The following is a 14,704-nucleotide window of genomic DNA, read 5'->3' on the forward strand; positions in this document are numbered from 1 at the left end:
TGAAAATGCACCTGCTATCTTCATCGACCCGAATGCAACTGTTGCAGACCTTGATTCCCTAAATTTTGATTCAGGTAAATTAACTGTTCGCTTCAGTAATGGCGGTACTCCTGATGACCGTTTTGCTATTCAAAACAGCCTGACAAATAAAATTGAATATTCTGGTACAAATGTTCTTTACAATACTAGCTTGATTGGTAATTACACTGGTGGCATTGGCATCCAAGATTTAATAATCAACCTCAATTATAATGCTACGCCTACTGCCGTCCAAGCCTTGATACGCAGTATTAATTACGCCAACGTCTCTGAAAATCCTTCCACTACTCCCCGTCTTGTCAGCTTTGTATTGACTGATGGTGATGGCGGTACTAGTGCCACAGTTTCCAAGCAATACTGCTTGGGTTTTCGATTTTAAACTGAAATTTGGTTTGGGGAAAAGGTTACTAGGTTTGGGTTAAAGGTTTTTCCCTTCCCCTTTTCTTCAACACCCGACAAGTATTGGGGGTAGGATTCTTATTTGTAATTTATGTAAGAGGTCTATTGTGTTGAGTGCTTTTGGCAATTTGGCATCCAAAGTTTTTCTGTTGCAGTTTTAATTTATATATCAACAGGGTTACAGGGACATTGAGAAAATTCTACAAGGGATAAATTCCCGTCTCAAAATCCTACCCAATGGCCAGTTGTTGACGTTCACGCTCTCCGAACCACCTTAAGGTGGATGCAGCACAAGCGTCACCACTTCATCACAACTGGCTAGAAATCAAACAGAAAATATATAGTACAAATGCACTAACACAGATTTAAGTCGGGGATGGCAGTGTTTGAGTCTGTAGTTATCTTAGTTGATGTCAAGCTAAGTTTTGCCGACAGTAGCCCAATCCACGGATATAACTTTGTCAAAATATTTCAATCTCATTAGGCTGCGGTCTACCATGAGAAACTACTGCTACCTTATAGCGTTCCATAACATTAGTTTAAAATTTTTGGCGCTAACTGAACTGTATTGCAATATATAGTAGTGTTTGTAATTACTTGGACTACAAAAAATTCGTAGAGACGTACAGCTAGCTGTGCGTCTCTAGCGTATATATCATTCAAATGAAAATTGCTATAAATTGCAGTACGAATATTAAGGTTTAGCCTTTGAGCAATTGGTTTGATTTTGAAGTTATTACTAACTATCAAGTTTAAGCTTGAATTTAACTTAACGTTTTGGGTAATTTAGAATAAGGTGAGCTACTGAAGCAAAATTTCACATTAAAGTACGTGTAGATACATAGACTAATATTATAAGATTACTATGCTGTTCAATCGTCTATCGGGTCCTAAAATTGATTTAAAACAAATCCTCGATCAAATTAGAATGCTGGCCGATCAAATTCATCAGTCACTTGAAGTGAGTGAAATTCTCAAGATTATTGTCAGCGAAGTTAGAACAACTTTAGAAAGCGATGTCTACGACGGGGTACGCCTACGCGCCATTATCTATCGCTTTTTGCCGGATGGAGATGGAGTCATTGTAGAAGAGTCTGTAAGTCATGCATGGAAACCAATTCTAGGGCAATTAATTTATGATCCTTGCTTTAATACAACGCGATATCGAGATGGATACGTTAGTGTCATTGAAGACATTAATACTACAACGCTTGACCCTTGTTATAAAAAGCTATTAACGGACTTGCAGATTCGAGCTAATTTAGTAGTACCAATTTTAGTAAATAATCAACAAATTGACGGAGTTTCTAGTACATATCCTCATTTGTGGGGCTTGCTAATTGTTCACCAGTGTAGTAGCCCGCGTCAATGGAGTTCTTTAGAAATTGAGTATTTCCAACTGATAGCTGCAGAGCTAGGAATCGCTCTTGGGGAAGCAGAACGCCATCAGCCAAGGGCTATATCCTGCCAAAAACTAACACTGCAACTCAATCAAAACCTGAAAAATTTGACAGTTCAGCCAAAGTTGAAGTTGAGGTCAATCAAAAAAACTCTGTATAAGAATTTTAGAGAATCTATCATAACAAGAACAGCATTGCCAAAGAATATATCAGTTGCAGACTTGATTGCATTTGACCGATTACAAACTCCAGTTTGGATTTATGATATTCAAAACTTGCATATGTGGTGGGCGAATCAATCTGCTCTGCATATTTGGAATGCTCAAAGTCGAGAAGAATTGCTCAATCGTAACTTCAGTGATGTTTCCGAGTCTACTCACATTCGATTGCAAAGCTATCTGCAAGAATTTCAGCAAGGGAAAACCATTACTGAAAACTGGACATTTTACCCAGAAGGAAAACCCGTTTCTCTTCGCTGTCTGTTTTCTGGAATTCCAATTGAACAAGGGCGGATGGCAATACTGGTTGAAGGAACAACAGAAGTTATTAATCAGATTGATCGAGAAACACTCAGATCAATTGAAGCCCTACGTCACACGACAGCGATCGTCTCACTTTACACGATGGATGGTGTACCTTTGATGCAAAACCCGGCAGCCCTTCGCTGTTATCGGGATACCCTGCACCCTAACTCGTCAGTTGAGAATATTTTCCTGAGTCACTTTGTCGACAAGAGTGTTGGGCAACAAGCTATGGAAGCGATTAATTTAGGTGAGGTGTTCAGCATAGAGGCTCAGGTATTTACCACTGAGGGGATTCAATGGCATGGGATTGATATACGATGCACCCGCGATCCGGTAACAGGTAACTCCATTATCCTCATCAACGAAAAGAATATTAACAAGCAACAAGCTGCACTACAAGAACACCAGCGTGCAGAGTCAGAATTGTGCTGGCGGGAAACTTTGCTGCGTTCTATGACTGACACTTCTTTGCTGGGATTCTTTGTTGTTGACAATCACACCGACGAAATCCTCTATTTCAATCACCACTTCTGTAAAATTTGGGGCATCGAACATCTAGAAGACCAAATGCGTTCAGGTGCTTTAAAAAATAATCACATTATTCCTGAGTGTATACCTTCAATTGTCGATGTATCGGCATTTGTCGAATCCTATAAACCGTTGCAGTCTGGAGAAAATCGTTGCACGATTGAGGATGAAATCTTATTTGTCGATGGGCGAACGATTCGCCGTTTTTCCAGCCAAATTCGGGATACTCAGGATCGGTACTTTGGGCGGTTATACATTTTTGAAGATATTACCTCACGCAAACAAATCGAAGCCGCACTCAAAACCAGTGAAGAAAGATGGCAGTATGCTTTGGAAGGAAATGGGGACGGAGTTTGGGATTTGAATGCTGAAACTAACGAAGTCTTTTTCTCCCGGCGATGGAAAGAAATGTTAGGGTTTGCAGAGCATGAAATTGGAAATACCCTCAGTGAATGGGAACAGCGGGTTCACCCTGATGATAAAGCGAGGGTTTACGAGGAGATTATCAAGCATTTGTATGGTGAAACCCAACAATATGTTAGTGAATATCGGATCGAGTGCAAAGATGGAACCTACAAGTGGATTCTAGATCGGGGGCAAATTTCGAGTCGCGCAGCCAATGGTTTTCCCCTACGGATGCTAGGAACCCATACTGATATTACTGAACGCAAGTGTATGGAAGAAGCACTGCGAGAAAGCGAACAACGCTATCGTTCTGTAATTACAGTGATGGCAGAAGGTATTGTCCTACAGCAATCCGATGGGCGAATTACCGCCTGTAATGACAGTGCCAAAAGAATTTTAGGGTTAACAGCCGATCAAATGATGGGGCGAACTTCCATCGATCCACGATGGCGAGTGATTCATGAAGATGGTACTGCTTTTCCAGAGGAAACTCACCCCGCCATCGTCACCTTACGCACCGGACAACCCCAATTTCATGTGATTATGGGAGTTCACAAACCTGATGGCAGCTTGACTTGGATTTCAATTAATTCTCAACCACTGTTTGAATCCGATGAATCAAAACCATCTGCGGTGGTCGCATCATTAACAGATATCACAGACCGCAAACAGGCACAAATTGCCCTGCAACAGCAAACAGAACGGGAACGCATGGTTTATGCGATCGCTCAACATATCCGCAAGTCTTTGGACCTGGATGAAATCTTGAACACAACTGTTGCTGAAGTTCGAGATTTTCTGCAAACCGATCGCGTCATCATCTACCGCTTTAACCGTGATTGGAGTGGTGTGATTGTCACGGAGTCTGTAGCAGAAGGTTGGCAATCGATTTTGAATATGGAAATTACAGACAGCTATTTTGTAAAAATACAAGGACAGTCTTATCAAGAAAGTACGCTCAAAGTTACTCCAGACATCTACACCGCCGGATTTGCCCTTTGTCATGTAGAGTTATTGGAAAAATTGCAAGTCAGAGCCAAGCTAGTTGTACCAATTTTACAAGGCGATCGCCTTTGGGGACTTTTGGTTGCTCATGATTGTAGCACCCCGCGTGAGTGGCAACCTTGGGAAAGCGAACTGCTTCAGCAATTGGCAACACAGGTAGCGATCGCTATTCAACAATCAGAACTTTATCAACAATTGCAGCGTGCCAACCAGCAACTTGAAAATCTGGTGATGGTAGATGAATTAACTCAAATCGCCAATCGTCGATGTTTTGATAATCAGCTTAATTCTATCTGGCAATATCTTTTACGAGAACAAGGTTTTGTCTCACTACTTTTATGCGACATTGATTATTTCAAACAATATAACGATACTTATGGTCATGCGACCGGAGATGATTGTTTGCGCTTGATTGCCCAAGCTCTCAAGCAAAGTGTCAAACGTTCTAGAGATTTAGCTGCTCGTTATGGCGGAGAAGAGTTTGTTGTCATCTTACCGAATACTGATAGTGATGGGGCTTTTCACGTTGCCCAAGAAATTCATAAAGCTATCCAACAGCTAAATATTCCCCATGCAGCATCGGCTGTGAAGCATCATGTCACCTTGAGTATCGGAATTGCCACAGTAATTCCGACATCTAAGATGGTTCGTTTGGATTTGATCGAGGCAGCAGATCAAGCCCTTTATCAAGCCAAAGCAAACGGGCGCGATCGTTCTTGTATAAATAGACTGTCTTGGGGAGTCAGCGATGCCTGCTGACGTGAATATTAAATGACTCTTAAACCGTGTAATCAGGTACTCTTGCATCTTACTTAAGTCTGATATCTTCTGGGGAACAGCTTTGTTGTTGTCAGGTAGATTGATGAGTCGAATTAATGGATTTGTCGGGCGACGTAATTTCTTGAAATTCGCCAGTATTGTAGGTATTGCAGCTACTACTTTTGGTGATAGCTTTTGGAATCCAGAGCAAACTGCTGTTGCTGATATTCACCCAGTTAACCCTAATTCAATCAGTCCGAATGAAGCCATCAGATGCTTGCTTGATGGTAATCAAAGATTTATCCATCAAAAACGTCAATATCCCGATCAATCACTAGAACATCTACGATTAGTTGCTAAAGCTCAGTATCCCTTTGCTGCCATATTGGGCTGTGCAGATTCTAGAGTACCTGCAGAAATTGTCTTCGATCAAGGACTTGGAGATTTATTTGTCGTGCGAGTTGCTGGTAATGTTGTTAGTGACACGGTTATAGGTAGTCTGGAATATTCTACAGCAGTATTGGGTTCGCAGTTGATTATGGTTTTGGGTCATAGAAGATGCGGCGCAGTAGCAGAAGCAATCAAAAACGAACCACTTCCTGGCAGAATTGGTTTGATTATTGAGGGCATCAAACCATCTGTAGAAAGGGTAAAGTTCAGAACGGGTGATAATATGCAAGATGCAGTTCTAGCTAACATTCAGTATCAGACTGAAAAATTGCAGGAAAGCTCAACTATTTTAGCTAAATTGCTCCGTGAAGGTAAACTCAAAATTGTTGGTGCTTGTTACGATATTGACACTGGTAAAGTTAATATTATTACTTGAATATCTCACACTTTTTAAGTGTAGAATTCTTAGTTCGATGATGTTGCAAAAAATTATTAGTTATATATTTTTATTGATAATTTTGAAAATTAATTAAATTCATTAATAGAGGCGTACAGCTTATCATAGGTGTCAACTTACAGCAATTTCTATGTACTTGAATCACATCTATCGTAAGGGCACAGCAATGCTGTGCCCCTACCGCGTGGTCTATTTACCTGAAAATAGCTGTTTAAATCTCCTGACTGCATGAGTTTTGCTCTCATCCCCAGCCCCTCTCCCAAATTGGGGGAGCAAATTCTCCAGTTCCCCTTCTCTCAAAATGGGAGAAGGGGTTAGGGGATGAGGGCAACCCTAAAACTCTTGCTAAACCTAACTTTTACATTAACTTGACACTAATGTACAGTTGTACACCTCTACAGCCAATGCATTTGTTGTAAATATTTTTGAAAATAGTGTTGGCAATGTTTGAGTTGATCTACGCTAACGCAAACTCACGAAAATTTAGAAAAAACTTAAAGCTTGTAACAAATAAACCCAGCAGGGACTATATAACAAGGCCGCCTGCCAGGAAAGTATAGTATATTCTAGCCATGTTTGATTGGTTAGCACTTATTTGTAAAAAATAATTGCGTATCCCTAAATACAATAACTAAATGCTTCGGAAAACACAGTTAAGAAAAGTTACTAAATAGGTTAATTTCCAATTAAAATCCAATACGCTGGGGTTAAAAGTTATTCAGTCTAGATAATTGGTCTTTCAAGACGCGATCAATCGCGTCTCTACATCAAGGTTTTGTTGCTCATTCTGAACTGTATTGAATTAAAACCAACAATTTCCCGAATCGGGAGGACAGGGGGAACAAGGGAGAGTGATTGAACAAGTTTCTTCTTTGTCTCTTCTCCAATGACGGCAGTTGCTCCACTTGGGGAAACCCCAGACGCTCGCAGACTCGCTAACGCTGCGCTATCGCCCTTGGCGTCTCCCCTTGGGAGAAGACCGCACTGCCTCCCCAATCCCCAATGCCCCATAATATAAGAAAGCGCTTCACACTTCTTAAATAATCAGCTTTATTAGAACAATGGCGAGAGACTTGCGGGGATTCATGAAAATTTTGGAAGAAAGAGGACAATTACGGCGAATTTCAGCTTTAGTTGACCCAGATTTAGAAATTGCTGAGATTTCCAACCGGATGCTGCAAAAAGGTGGCCCAGGGTTGTTGTTTGAAAACGTCAAAGGCGCTTCCTTCCCGGTGGCGGTGAATTTGATGGGAACTGTGGAAAGGATTTGCTGGGCGATGAATATGCAGCATCCAGAGGAGTTGGAAACTCTGGGGAAAAAACTAAGTATGCTGCAACAGCCAAAACCACCGAAGAAGATTTCCCAGGCGATAGATTTTGGAAAAGTGCTGTTTGATGTGGTGAAGGCGAAACCAGGACGAGACTTTTTCCCCGCTTGTCAGCAAGTTGTGCTTCAAGGTAATGATTTAGATTTAAATAAGTTGCCTTTGATACGTCCTTATATTAAGGATGCTGGCAAGATTATTACGCTGGGACTAGTAATTACCAAGGATTGTGAGACGGGGACTCCAAATGTAGGAGTGTATCGTTTACAACTGCAATCTCAGAATACGATGACAGTTCACTGGTTATCGGTGCGGGGTGGGGCGAGGCATTTGCGAAAAGCAGCCGAACGTGGGAAAAAATTAGAAGTTGCGATCGCACTTGGTGTAGATCCTCTAATTATCATGGCAGCAGCTACACCTATCCCTGTAGATTTATCAGAATGGCTGTTTGCTGGACTGTACGGCGGTTCTGGCGTGCAATTGGCAAAGTGTAAAACTGTAGATTTAGAAGTTCCCGCAGATTCCGAATTTGTTTTGGAAGGAACGATTACACCAGGGGAAGTTTTACCAGATGGGCCTTTTGGCGACCACATGGGTTATTACGGTGGTGTGGAAGATTCGCCGTTAATCCGCTTTGAGTGTATGACGCATCGGAAAAATCCGATTTACTTAACAACATTTAGCGGTCGTCCACCGAAAGAAGAAGCGATGATGGCGATCGCACTAAATCGCATTTATACTCCCATACTGCGGCAACAAGTATCAGAAATTGTCGATTTTTTCCTACCAATGGAAGCTTTGAGTTACAAAGCGGCGATTATTTCTATTGATAAAGCATATCCAGGACAAGCGCGACGGGCAGCTTTAGCGTTTTGGAGTGCTTTACCACAATTTACATACACCAAATTTGTAATTGTTGTGGATAAAGACATAAATATTCGCGATCCGCGTCAAGTTGTGTGGGCGATTAGTTCCAAAGTTGACCCAGTGCGGGATGTCTTTATTCTGCCAAATACACCTTTTGATACCTTAGATTTTGCCAGTGAGAAGATTGGCTTAGGTGGACGTATGGGAATTGATGCGACTACAAAGATTCCGCCGGAAACAAACCATGAATGGGGTTTGCCTTTAGAATCTGACCCAGATGTGGCGGCGATGGTAGAGAGACGATGGGCGGAGTATGGTTTGGCAGAGTTGCAGTTAAAAGAAGTAGACCCAAATTTGTTTGGCTATGATATGAAGTAACGTGTTATAAATCAATACAGTTTAGATAGAGTAACAAAATCCTGATGTAGAGACGCGATTTATCGCGTCTTGAAAGACCAATTATCTACACCAATAACCCTTAACTGAAAAGTATTGTGTTATAGATAATGCAGTACTATCGCTCTTCCATCACTCTAAGCAGAGGAAAATAGGAAATCCTCATATTCATCGCAGTCAGGAACAGCGCGACGCATTTGATTCATCAATGCAATTAGTGTTAAAAACCAAGCGACAAATGTGGAACAGGAAAAACCTTGAGCTAGGGTTTGATTAAATTAAAAATTGGTATGGTTGGATAATCAGGCGTAGATTGTTGAGTATGTTCTTCCAACCCAAACCAAAGTCCCACCAATCATGCTCTCTGAATTTTTTCACAACTGGGTCTGTAGGTTGGTTTATCCCTTGAACAGGAGTATTATTCAAAACTTGCGAATGAAGACTAACCATGAGATAAGCACTCATTACTATTTCCCACCATTTCTGAATTTGAAAATAGTCAACCTGTTAACAGATTTCTTAATCAGACGCTTGCGGACTCGCTAACGCTGTGCTATCAGAATTTTCTCAGCGATCGCAGGAGCTAAAGGATGGGAAGATATGGAAAACTATGGGTTAAGCAAACTTGATTGGTTAAGGGAATTTTTAGCTTTAACAAATGACAGATTATGGAGCAACAAAGCTGTACATTTACCAGTCATTATTAAGGCAAATTCTCTAATTTTTTGCTCACGTTCTCTGAAAACGCGTCCATCCCATGCTAATATCTTCTTTAGCTCTAAAAGTTTCGTAACTTTTTCTTGAAAGTTTTCTAATGATTTGCTTAAATCGAAAATAGAATATATATAATTTTTCATTCAGCGTAGGCACTCCCTGTTTTGATGTCAGATATCAAAACCTTTACTATTCGGAAATCATACCTTTTTTTGCCACAAAAACGAGTTATCTTCACATCCTACAATAGAACCTGAAAATTTTACCAATGTTAATATTGATTTAAGTGTATAAATATTTATACTGTACTTAAATATATTTATTAGCGATACCTACGGCACACTGCGTGAACGCACCTTTTTCACCCAACCTCACAAAATCGCGTTGCTCCCATTAAGATTCGATTAATGCTGCTGTAGCAATAATCCTTCATCAGTATCCAAAGCTGCAAGGGGATTTTCTATATCTATCGATGAAACCTGTGCTTCTAGCTTGTCACAACTTGAGCGCACTAAACGCAAACCATCATCTAATGCAAGTTGAGTAGTTATTGGGGTAAACTTTTGCAAGATACCGGCTTCTATCGTCTGATACTGATCAAGGTTTCTGCTGAGTTTTGCCAGAAAATTTGCTCCTTCGCCACCAACAGCGCTGGCAAACTGCAAAATGGAATCGACGTAAGCTCTAACTTTGGGGTTTTTAATTCCTTCTGTAGCTGAGGTTAAGAGCAATTCCCCATTAAGATATTCAAAATCTGGTACATACAAGCGATTGCCAACTAGTTCAAATATCTGCATTCCTTTAGATGGTCTTACTGTTAAGTTCTCATGCCTGACTCGATGAGCCAATTTTTCCAGCAATGTAATTACAAGTAAAATTACAGAGGGAAAGTTGCTATCTATACACCTTATTTCTACTGTGCCGAGTTTGTTGAGTCGAACTGGATTCCAAGCTGACTTGAGTAAGCTCCCTCCTGCTTCTAATAACAGATTCGGTTCGATTGAGGCTTTTTCCATCGCTTGCAGCCAAGCATAATAACGAGCGAACTGCTGCTCAACTAAACCCTCGACACTTTCGGCATAAGGCATAAGTCCACCGACAGATTGTAAATTAGTATAAACTCCCTCCCAACCAAAGGTTTCGCTACCTCGATAACGAATTGTATGTGCGGCTAGCCCTAACGCCTGTCCTTCATAAAAGGGACACGCCCGCGTCAGAGAAATAAGTGCCGAGTCGCAAGCTGTAGCTAAATTATAGATATTTAATAGTTCTTCTCGCTCAATTGATGTTGAGTTGTAAGATACTGCAACACGAGGGTCAATTACCCCAGGCGGGACTTCCAGATGCAGGTGTGTACCTGTACATTTTCCAGCGTGCAAAAATTTTTGCACGCCGACAGTCTGCGCTTGGATATGGTAATTAGGGTGATCTCGCATAACTGGTGTAGTATGCAAAGGATAGCTAGATAGAGGGTAAAGGCGTAAACCCATCTGTTGCGCTACAGAGAGGGCAAATTTGAGATTTTTGAGATAAACTTTCCCTAGTTCTTTGGCAGTGTCGGCAGGGGGTGTGTTAATTTCTACCATGCTTTTAACGAACTCTGCCACAAAGTAATTTGGGTTTAAACCTTGTGCTTGAGCTTTGAAGTGACAACTCTTTAAAAACTCATCGGCGCGATCGCTTAAACTACCAGCTTCATCTACCAGAAAAAATTCTTGCTCAAGACCGATACGACGCTTGACTATCGCCATCTAGACCTCCACAAGGGTAATCCCACTACAGCCTCAATATATGTAGCTTAAAGGATAAAGTGACCGCAAGACAAAACCTATTTGTGTCAATTGACTTGGAGAATCAGGGAGAACGCAAAGCAACCCAAATGTGCATGGGGATATCAGTACGATTTTGCCATTGCAGAGCAGAGAATATCTCAATAGACATCTGTTCACTGTTCAATAGCGAAGAGAAAGCTGCAGTGCTTATTGTACATAGTTTAGAGCTTTTCGAGCCTGCTATTTGAATCAGAATCTTCAAAAATCTTGCTATGCATAGTTTACAATTTTTGTCAAAGGTAAAAGTTCAGACTCAGGCAATCAAACAATGGCGATATGTGAGGCAAGCATCGGTATCTTAATGATTGTCATTGTGTCGTTTGATGATATTTCAGGTGGTGATCGTTCCTTGTCGCTCGCCGCGCAAGGTTAGCACAGGCGGGTTTTGTGCTAAAGGATGCAGAATCGGCGTGGCAAAAGTTTTTGGAGATGCACTCCGCTTACAGCAGCTTACTCAACACGTTAGTTGAATACTTCACCCAGCATTGAACCAACACTTGATGAACTGCTAGACCGCCCATTTGAGATGCTGACAGCCCTTGACTGGGAACTGTTGCGGGAGTATACGCCAGTTGCAGAAAGTCGGGAGTTGGTAACGGCGTAATTATTCTCATTCCAGGCGATCGCAGTTGTCAAGCGATGCCTACAGCGGGCTACACCTACGCCTTCCACCACATTCTCAACAATCATCAATTAAATCAATGCAACGCACAATATCAATTCCCCAATACTGGGGCTACCCTCGCTTTGCTTTAGAACAGCGTACTAAGCACGGTATGATTATAAATAGCCTTTTAAGGGGCGTTCCCCTTACGTATAGTCGAATGATCTTCATTAAAAATCACATCCTTAACCCAATGAAGACGACGAAACATGGTAACTGGTTAAATATGGTTGAATCAGAATTATCTGTACTTGTCCGCCAATGTTTAAACCGTAGAATTCCTGAATCTTGAAACTTTAGAAAAAGAGGTCTCGATTTGGGAGCGCGATCGCAATATTAATCAGGTTTGTAGTAAATTGGCGTTTTCGTACATCAGATGCCAGAGTTAAACTGTCAAAGATTTATCCAACCACGCAAAATTAATGGGACAGACTACTAGTGCGTGTTGCATCCAAATGAGAACCGCTATATATATTTATTTATACATTTCAAGACCAGATCAAATTTAAGTTCATCTATGACCACAAAGCCTTGGGATGCTCAACTTGCTTACTGGCTAATTAAACCTCTAAAAGACAGTTGGGTAAACCCCAATCATCTTACTACAGTGCGACTTGTGACAGGGTTGGCGGCTGCGGTCGCGATTGCGGTTGGCGATGCCATCTGGGTTAATATTGGGGCAGGGCTGTTTGCTTTATCCAACTTTCTCGATCACACAGACGGTGAATTAGCTCGTTTAAGTGGGAAAAGCAGCAAATGGGGACATCAGTATGACCTTGCTAGTGACGCCATCATCCACATTCTTTTGTTTGTCTGTATTGGATATGGTCTTAGAGAGGGAAAATTTGGTTGGTGGACGTTGCTGATGGGGATAGTATCTGGCATGTCTGTTGCTTGCATCTTTCATTTGCGAAACCAAATGGAACAGCGTTTAGGTAAAGACGCTAGTCGTCAACCAAATTTCGCCGGGTTTGATATTGAAGACGTGCTGTATTTATTTCCCATAGTTACCTTATTGAATGGACTAGAGCCGTTACTAATGGCAGCGACGATTGGAGCGCCAACCTTTGCAGTATGGGTAATTTGGCAATTTTGGACACTGCCGCAGCCGGAATCAAACTAGTATAACGGGGCATTGGGTAGAAAGCTAATAAAACAGGTTTTTTAGCTTTATTGAATGCATAATCAAATTTTGCGATCGCCTACGGCGGATGAGTACGCCATCGCGCTTTCATAAACATGGTATCTTGATTTTTGCAATCCTGTACTAGTATCAAACTATCAATGGAGCTTCAAACTGAAATTGATAAAGCGATCGCAGCTGTTGATTACCAGAAACTTCAAGCTGAGTTTCAAGCTCAAAATGAATTTTTGGTGATTGAGAACTTTCTCCCTAACTCCATCATCAAGCAGTTTTTAACGCTGTTGCTATCTTTGCAACCTGCTATCAATCGCAACTATATTCCCAATCATAAAAAGGGCGGTAGTATCAGCCGCTATAGCTTAGACATCCTTGCTCCGATTTTCGGAGAGTTTTATCAACTCAGTCCCTTTTTCGAGTTCCTCAACAAAATTACGGCAGAAAAACTCCTTCCCTGTCCTAATTCTGATCCCCATACTTACGCGCTGTATTATTACACTGAGCCTGGAGACCATATCCAGTATCATTACGATACCTCCTACTATCACGGCAAACGATATACAGTGTTGCTTGGTTTGGTTGATAATTCATCCAGTAAGCTGGAATATCAACTCTACAAAGATATTCCTGAACGAGAGACACAAACGCGATCGCTCTCCATAACCCCTGGTACTCTAGTATTATTCAATGGTGACAAACTTTACCACAGAGTTACTCCTTTGGGTAACAACGAACAGCGCATTGTCTTGACTTTGGAGTACGTCACCGACACCCGCATGGGTATGCTAAAACGTTTTGTCTCGAATATGAAAGATGCGATCGCCTATTTTGGTTTTCGCCAAGTGTTTCGCTCTTAGCACTACCAGATTGCATCTCTCCTGCCCCCTGCCTCCTGCCTCCATGTTAAGAATTAATTAACAAATATTGTCTTGAGCAAAAAACAGTCATTATAAAATACTGGGAAAATTTCCAGATTTCCTGGTGTCTAAGCTAGTGTTGGTGACTTGACGATGAAGGCAATTATCTTAGCTGCTGGCGTTGGACGACGCTTAGGTAAAGACGGGCAAATCCAACCCAAATGCTTGCTGAAATTTAACGGCAAATCTCTATTAGAGCGCCATTTTAACTATCTCCGTCATTACCAAATTGATCAAGTAGTGATTGCTGTGGGTTATCAAGCACAAAGAATTCAGGATGAAATCGAAGCATTAGGAGCGGAAAATTGGGTCAGTACAGTTTATAATCCTGACTACACCAAAGGCAGTACGATCAGCCTTTGGACTGTACGTCAGCATTTAGTTGCTGGTGATGACATATTATTAATGGATGCAGATGTATTGTGCGATCGCCGCATCATCAAACGACTGGTAAAGACAAATATCCCCAACAGCTTTTTACTAGATCGGGATTTTGAACCGGGAGATGAACCCGTGAAGCTTTGTGTTAGAGATAATTATCTAGTGGAGTTTCGTAAACAAGTAGCTCCTGGTTTAGCTTATGATTTTGTGGGTGAGTCGGTGGGATTCTTTCGCTTTGGAAGTCCTGTTGCTCACCGTCTTGCTACTCGCACAGAACACTATGTTGCAGATGGACGCGATAATGAACCTTATGAAGAAGTAATTCGGGATCTACTCTTAGAAACTCCAGAAACATTTGGCTACGAAGACATCACTGGATTACCTTGGCTAGAAATCGATTTTCCCCAGGATATTCAACGTGCCCAAAACGAGATTTTACCTCAGATAGAAGTCGCAGAAAATGTCTGAAAATATCTTTAGAAAGAATTCAGGAGTCAGAATTCAGAATTCAGTATGAATTCTGTACTACTGGCGGGTGAATCAAGGGGTTTAAAACCCCAA

The 14,704-nt window shown here is 41.4% G+C and carries 9 protein-coding genes and 3 pseudogenes; 8 read left to right on the forward strand and 4 right to left on the reverse strand.

The window, feature by feature from the left end:
* Positions 1-190 precede the first annotated feature (190 nt).
* The 4 genes from V7K60_RS08500 to V7K60_RS08515 all read left to right on the forward strand — a co-directional run bounded on the left by V7K60_RS08500 (position 191) and on the right by V7K60_RS08515 (position 8,476).
* Entirely contained in the window at positions 191-418 is a 228-nt protein-coding gene (locus V7K60_RS08500) for a hypothetical protein (RefSeq protein ID WP_334924580.1), read from the forward strand.
* 885 nt (positions 419-1,303) lie between these two features.
* Positions 1,304-5,059 carry a diguanylate cyclase domain-containing protein gene (locus V7K60_RS08505; protein WP_334924581.1) on the forward strand — a complete coding sequence of 1,252 codons (3,756 nt, stop codon included), beginning with the start codon at positions 1,304-1,306 and terminating at the stop codon, positions 5,057-5,059.
* Positions 5,060-5,162: 103 nt separating this feature from the next.
* The gene (locus V7K60_RS08510) at positions 5,163-5,885 is read left to right on the forward strand and encodes a carbonic anhydrase (protein ID WP_334924583.1); all 723 of its coding nucleotides are present in this window, start codon (positions 5,163-5,165) and stop codon (positions 5,883-5,885) included.
* Between the two features lie 1,082 nt (positions 5,886-6,967).
* Positions 6,968-8,476 (forward strand): UbiD family decarboxylase, encoded by a 1,509-nt coding sequence (locus V7K60_RS08515; RefSeq protein ID WP_334924585.1) that lies wholly within the window; start codon positions 6,968-6,970, stop codon positions 8,474-8,476.
* 283 nt (positions 8,477-8,759) lie between these two features.
* On the opposite strand, the pseudogene V7K60_RS08520 reads toward V7K60_RS08515, so the two are convergent.
* The 4 genes and pseudogenes from V7K60_RS08520 to V7K60_RS08535 form a co-directional block, all read right to left on the reverse strand.
* Positions 8,760-8,992: pseudogene (locus V7K60_RS08520) on the reverse strand (IS701 family transposase); the annotation flags it as partial.
* Positions 8,993-9,153: 161 nt separating this feature from the next.
* Positions 9,154-9,351: pseudogene (locus V7K60_RS08525) on the reverse strand (ISLre2 family transposase); the annotation flags it as partial.
* Between the two features lie 261 nt (positions 9,352-9,612).
* Entirely contained in the window at positions 9,613-10,959 is a 1,347-nt protein-coding gene (locus tag V7K60_RS08530; protein WP_334924587.1) for a glutamate-cysteine ligase family protein, read from the reverse strand.
* 543 nt (positions 10,960-11,502) lie between these two features.
* Complete coding sequence (locus tag V7K60_RS08535) at positions 11,503-11,730, reverse strand: hypothetical protein (protein WP_334924589.1); 228 nt, start codon at positions 11,728-11,730, stop codon at positions 11,503-11,505.
* 173 nt (positions 11,731-11,903) lie between these two features.
* Between V7K60_RS08535 and V7K60_RS35180 the strand changes: the two are divergent.
* The 4 genes and pseudogenes from V7K60_RS35180 to V7K60_RS08550 all read left to right on the forward strand — a co-directional run.
* A pseudogene (locus V7K60_RS35180) lies at positions 11,904-12,127 on the forward strand (IS630 family transposase); the annotation flags it as partial.
* 94 nt (positions 12,128-12,221) lie between these two features.
* Positions 12,222-12,827, forward strand: a complete 606-nt coding sequence (locus V7K60_RS08540; RefSeq protein ID WP_334924591.1) for a CDP-alcohol phosphatidyltransferase family protein — start codon at positions 12,222-12,224, stop codon at positions 12,825-12,827.
* A gap of 161 nt (positions 12,828-12,988) precedes the next feature.
* Complete coding sequence (locus tag V7K60_RS08545) at positions 12,989-13,702, forward strand: 2OG-Fe(II) oxygenase (protein WP_334924593.1); 714 nt, start codon at positions 12,989-12,991, stop codon at positions 13,700-13,702.
* Between the two features lie 153 nt (positions 13,703-13,855).
* Entirely contained in the window at positions 13,856-14,611 is a 756-nt protein-coding gene (locus V7K60_RS08550) for a phosphocholine cytidylyltransferase family protein (RefSeq protein WP_334924595.1), read from the forward strand.
* Positions 14,612-14,704: the final 93 nt, after the last annotated feature.

The sequence above is a fragment of the Nostoc sp. genome, assembly GCF_036917555.1.
In the GTDB taxonomy this organism is placed as follows: Bacteria; Cyanobacteriota; Cyanobacteriia; order Cyanobacteriales; family Nostocaceae; genus Nostoc.

What these genes read in the sequence shown, in the direction of transcription:
- V7K60_RS08505 (WP_334924581.1), top strand. Translation starts at nt 1,304, where the DNA reads ATGCTGTTCAATCGTCTATCGGGTCCTAAAATTGATTTAAAACAAATC.
- V7K60_RS08510 (WP_334924583.1), top strand. Translation starts at nt 5,163, where the DNA reads ATGAGTCGAATTAATGGATTTGTCGGGCGACGTAATTTCTTGAAATTC.
- V7K60_RS08515 (WP_334924585.1), top strand. Translation starts at nt 6,968, where the DNA reads ATGGCGAGAGACTTGCGGGGATTCATGAAAATTTTGGAAGAAAGAGGA.
- V7K60_RS08530 (WP_334924587.1), bottom strand. Translation starts at nt 10,959, where the DNA reads ATGGCGATAGTCAAGCGTCGTATCGGTCTTGAGCAAGAATTTTTTCTG.
- V7K60_RS08535 (WP_334924589.1), bottom strand. Translation starts at nt 11,730, where the DNA reads ATGATTGTTGAGAATGTGGTGGAAGGCGTAGGTGTAGCCCGCTGTAGG.
- V7K60_RS08540 (WP_334924591.1), top strand. Translation starts at nt 12,222, where the DNA reads ATGACCACAAAGCCTTGGGATGCTCAACTTGCTTACTGGCTAATTAAA.
- V7K60_RS08545 (WP_334924593.1), top strand. Translation starts at nt 12,989, where the DNA reads ATGGAGCTTCAAACTGAAATTGATAAAGCGATCGCAGCTGTTGATTAC.
- V7K60_RS08550 (WP_334924595.1), top strand. Translation starts at nt 13,856, where the DNA reads ATGAAGGCAATTATCTTAGCTGCTGGCGTTGGACGACGCTTAGGTAAA.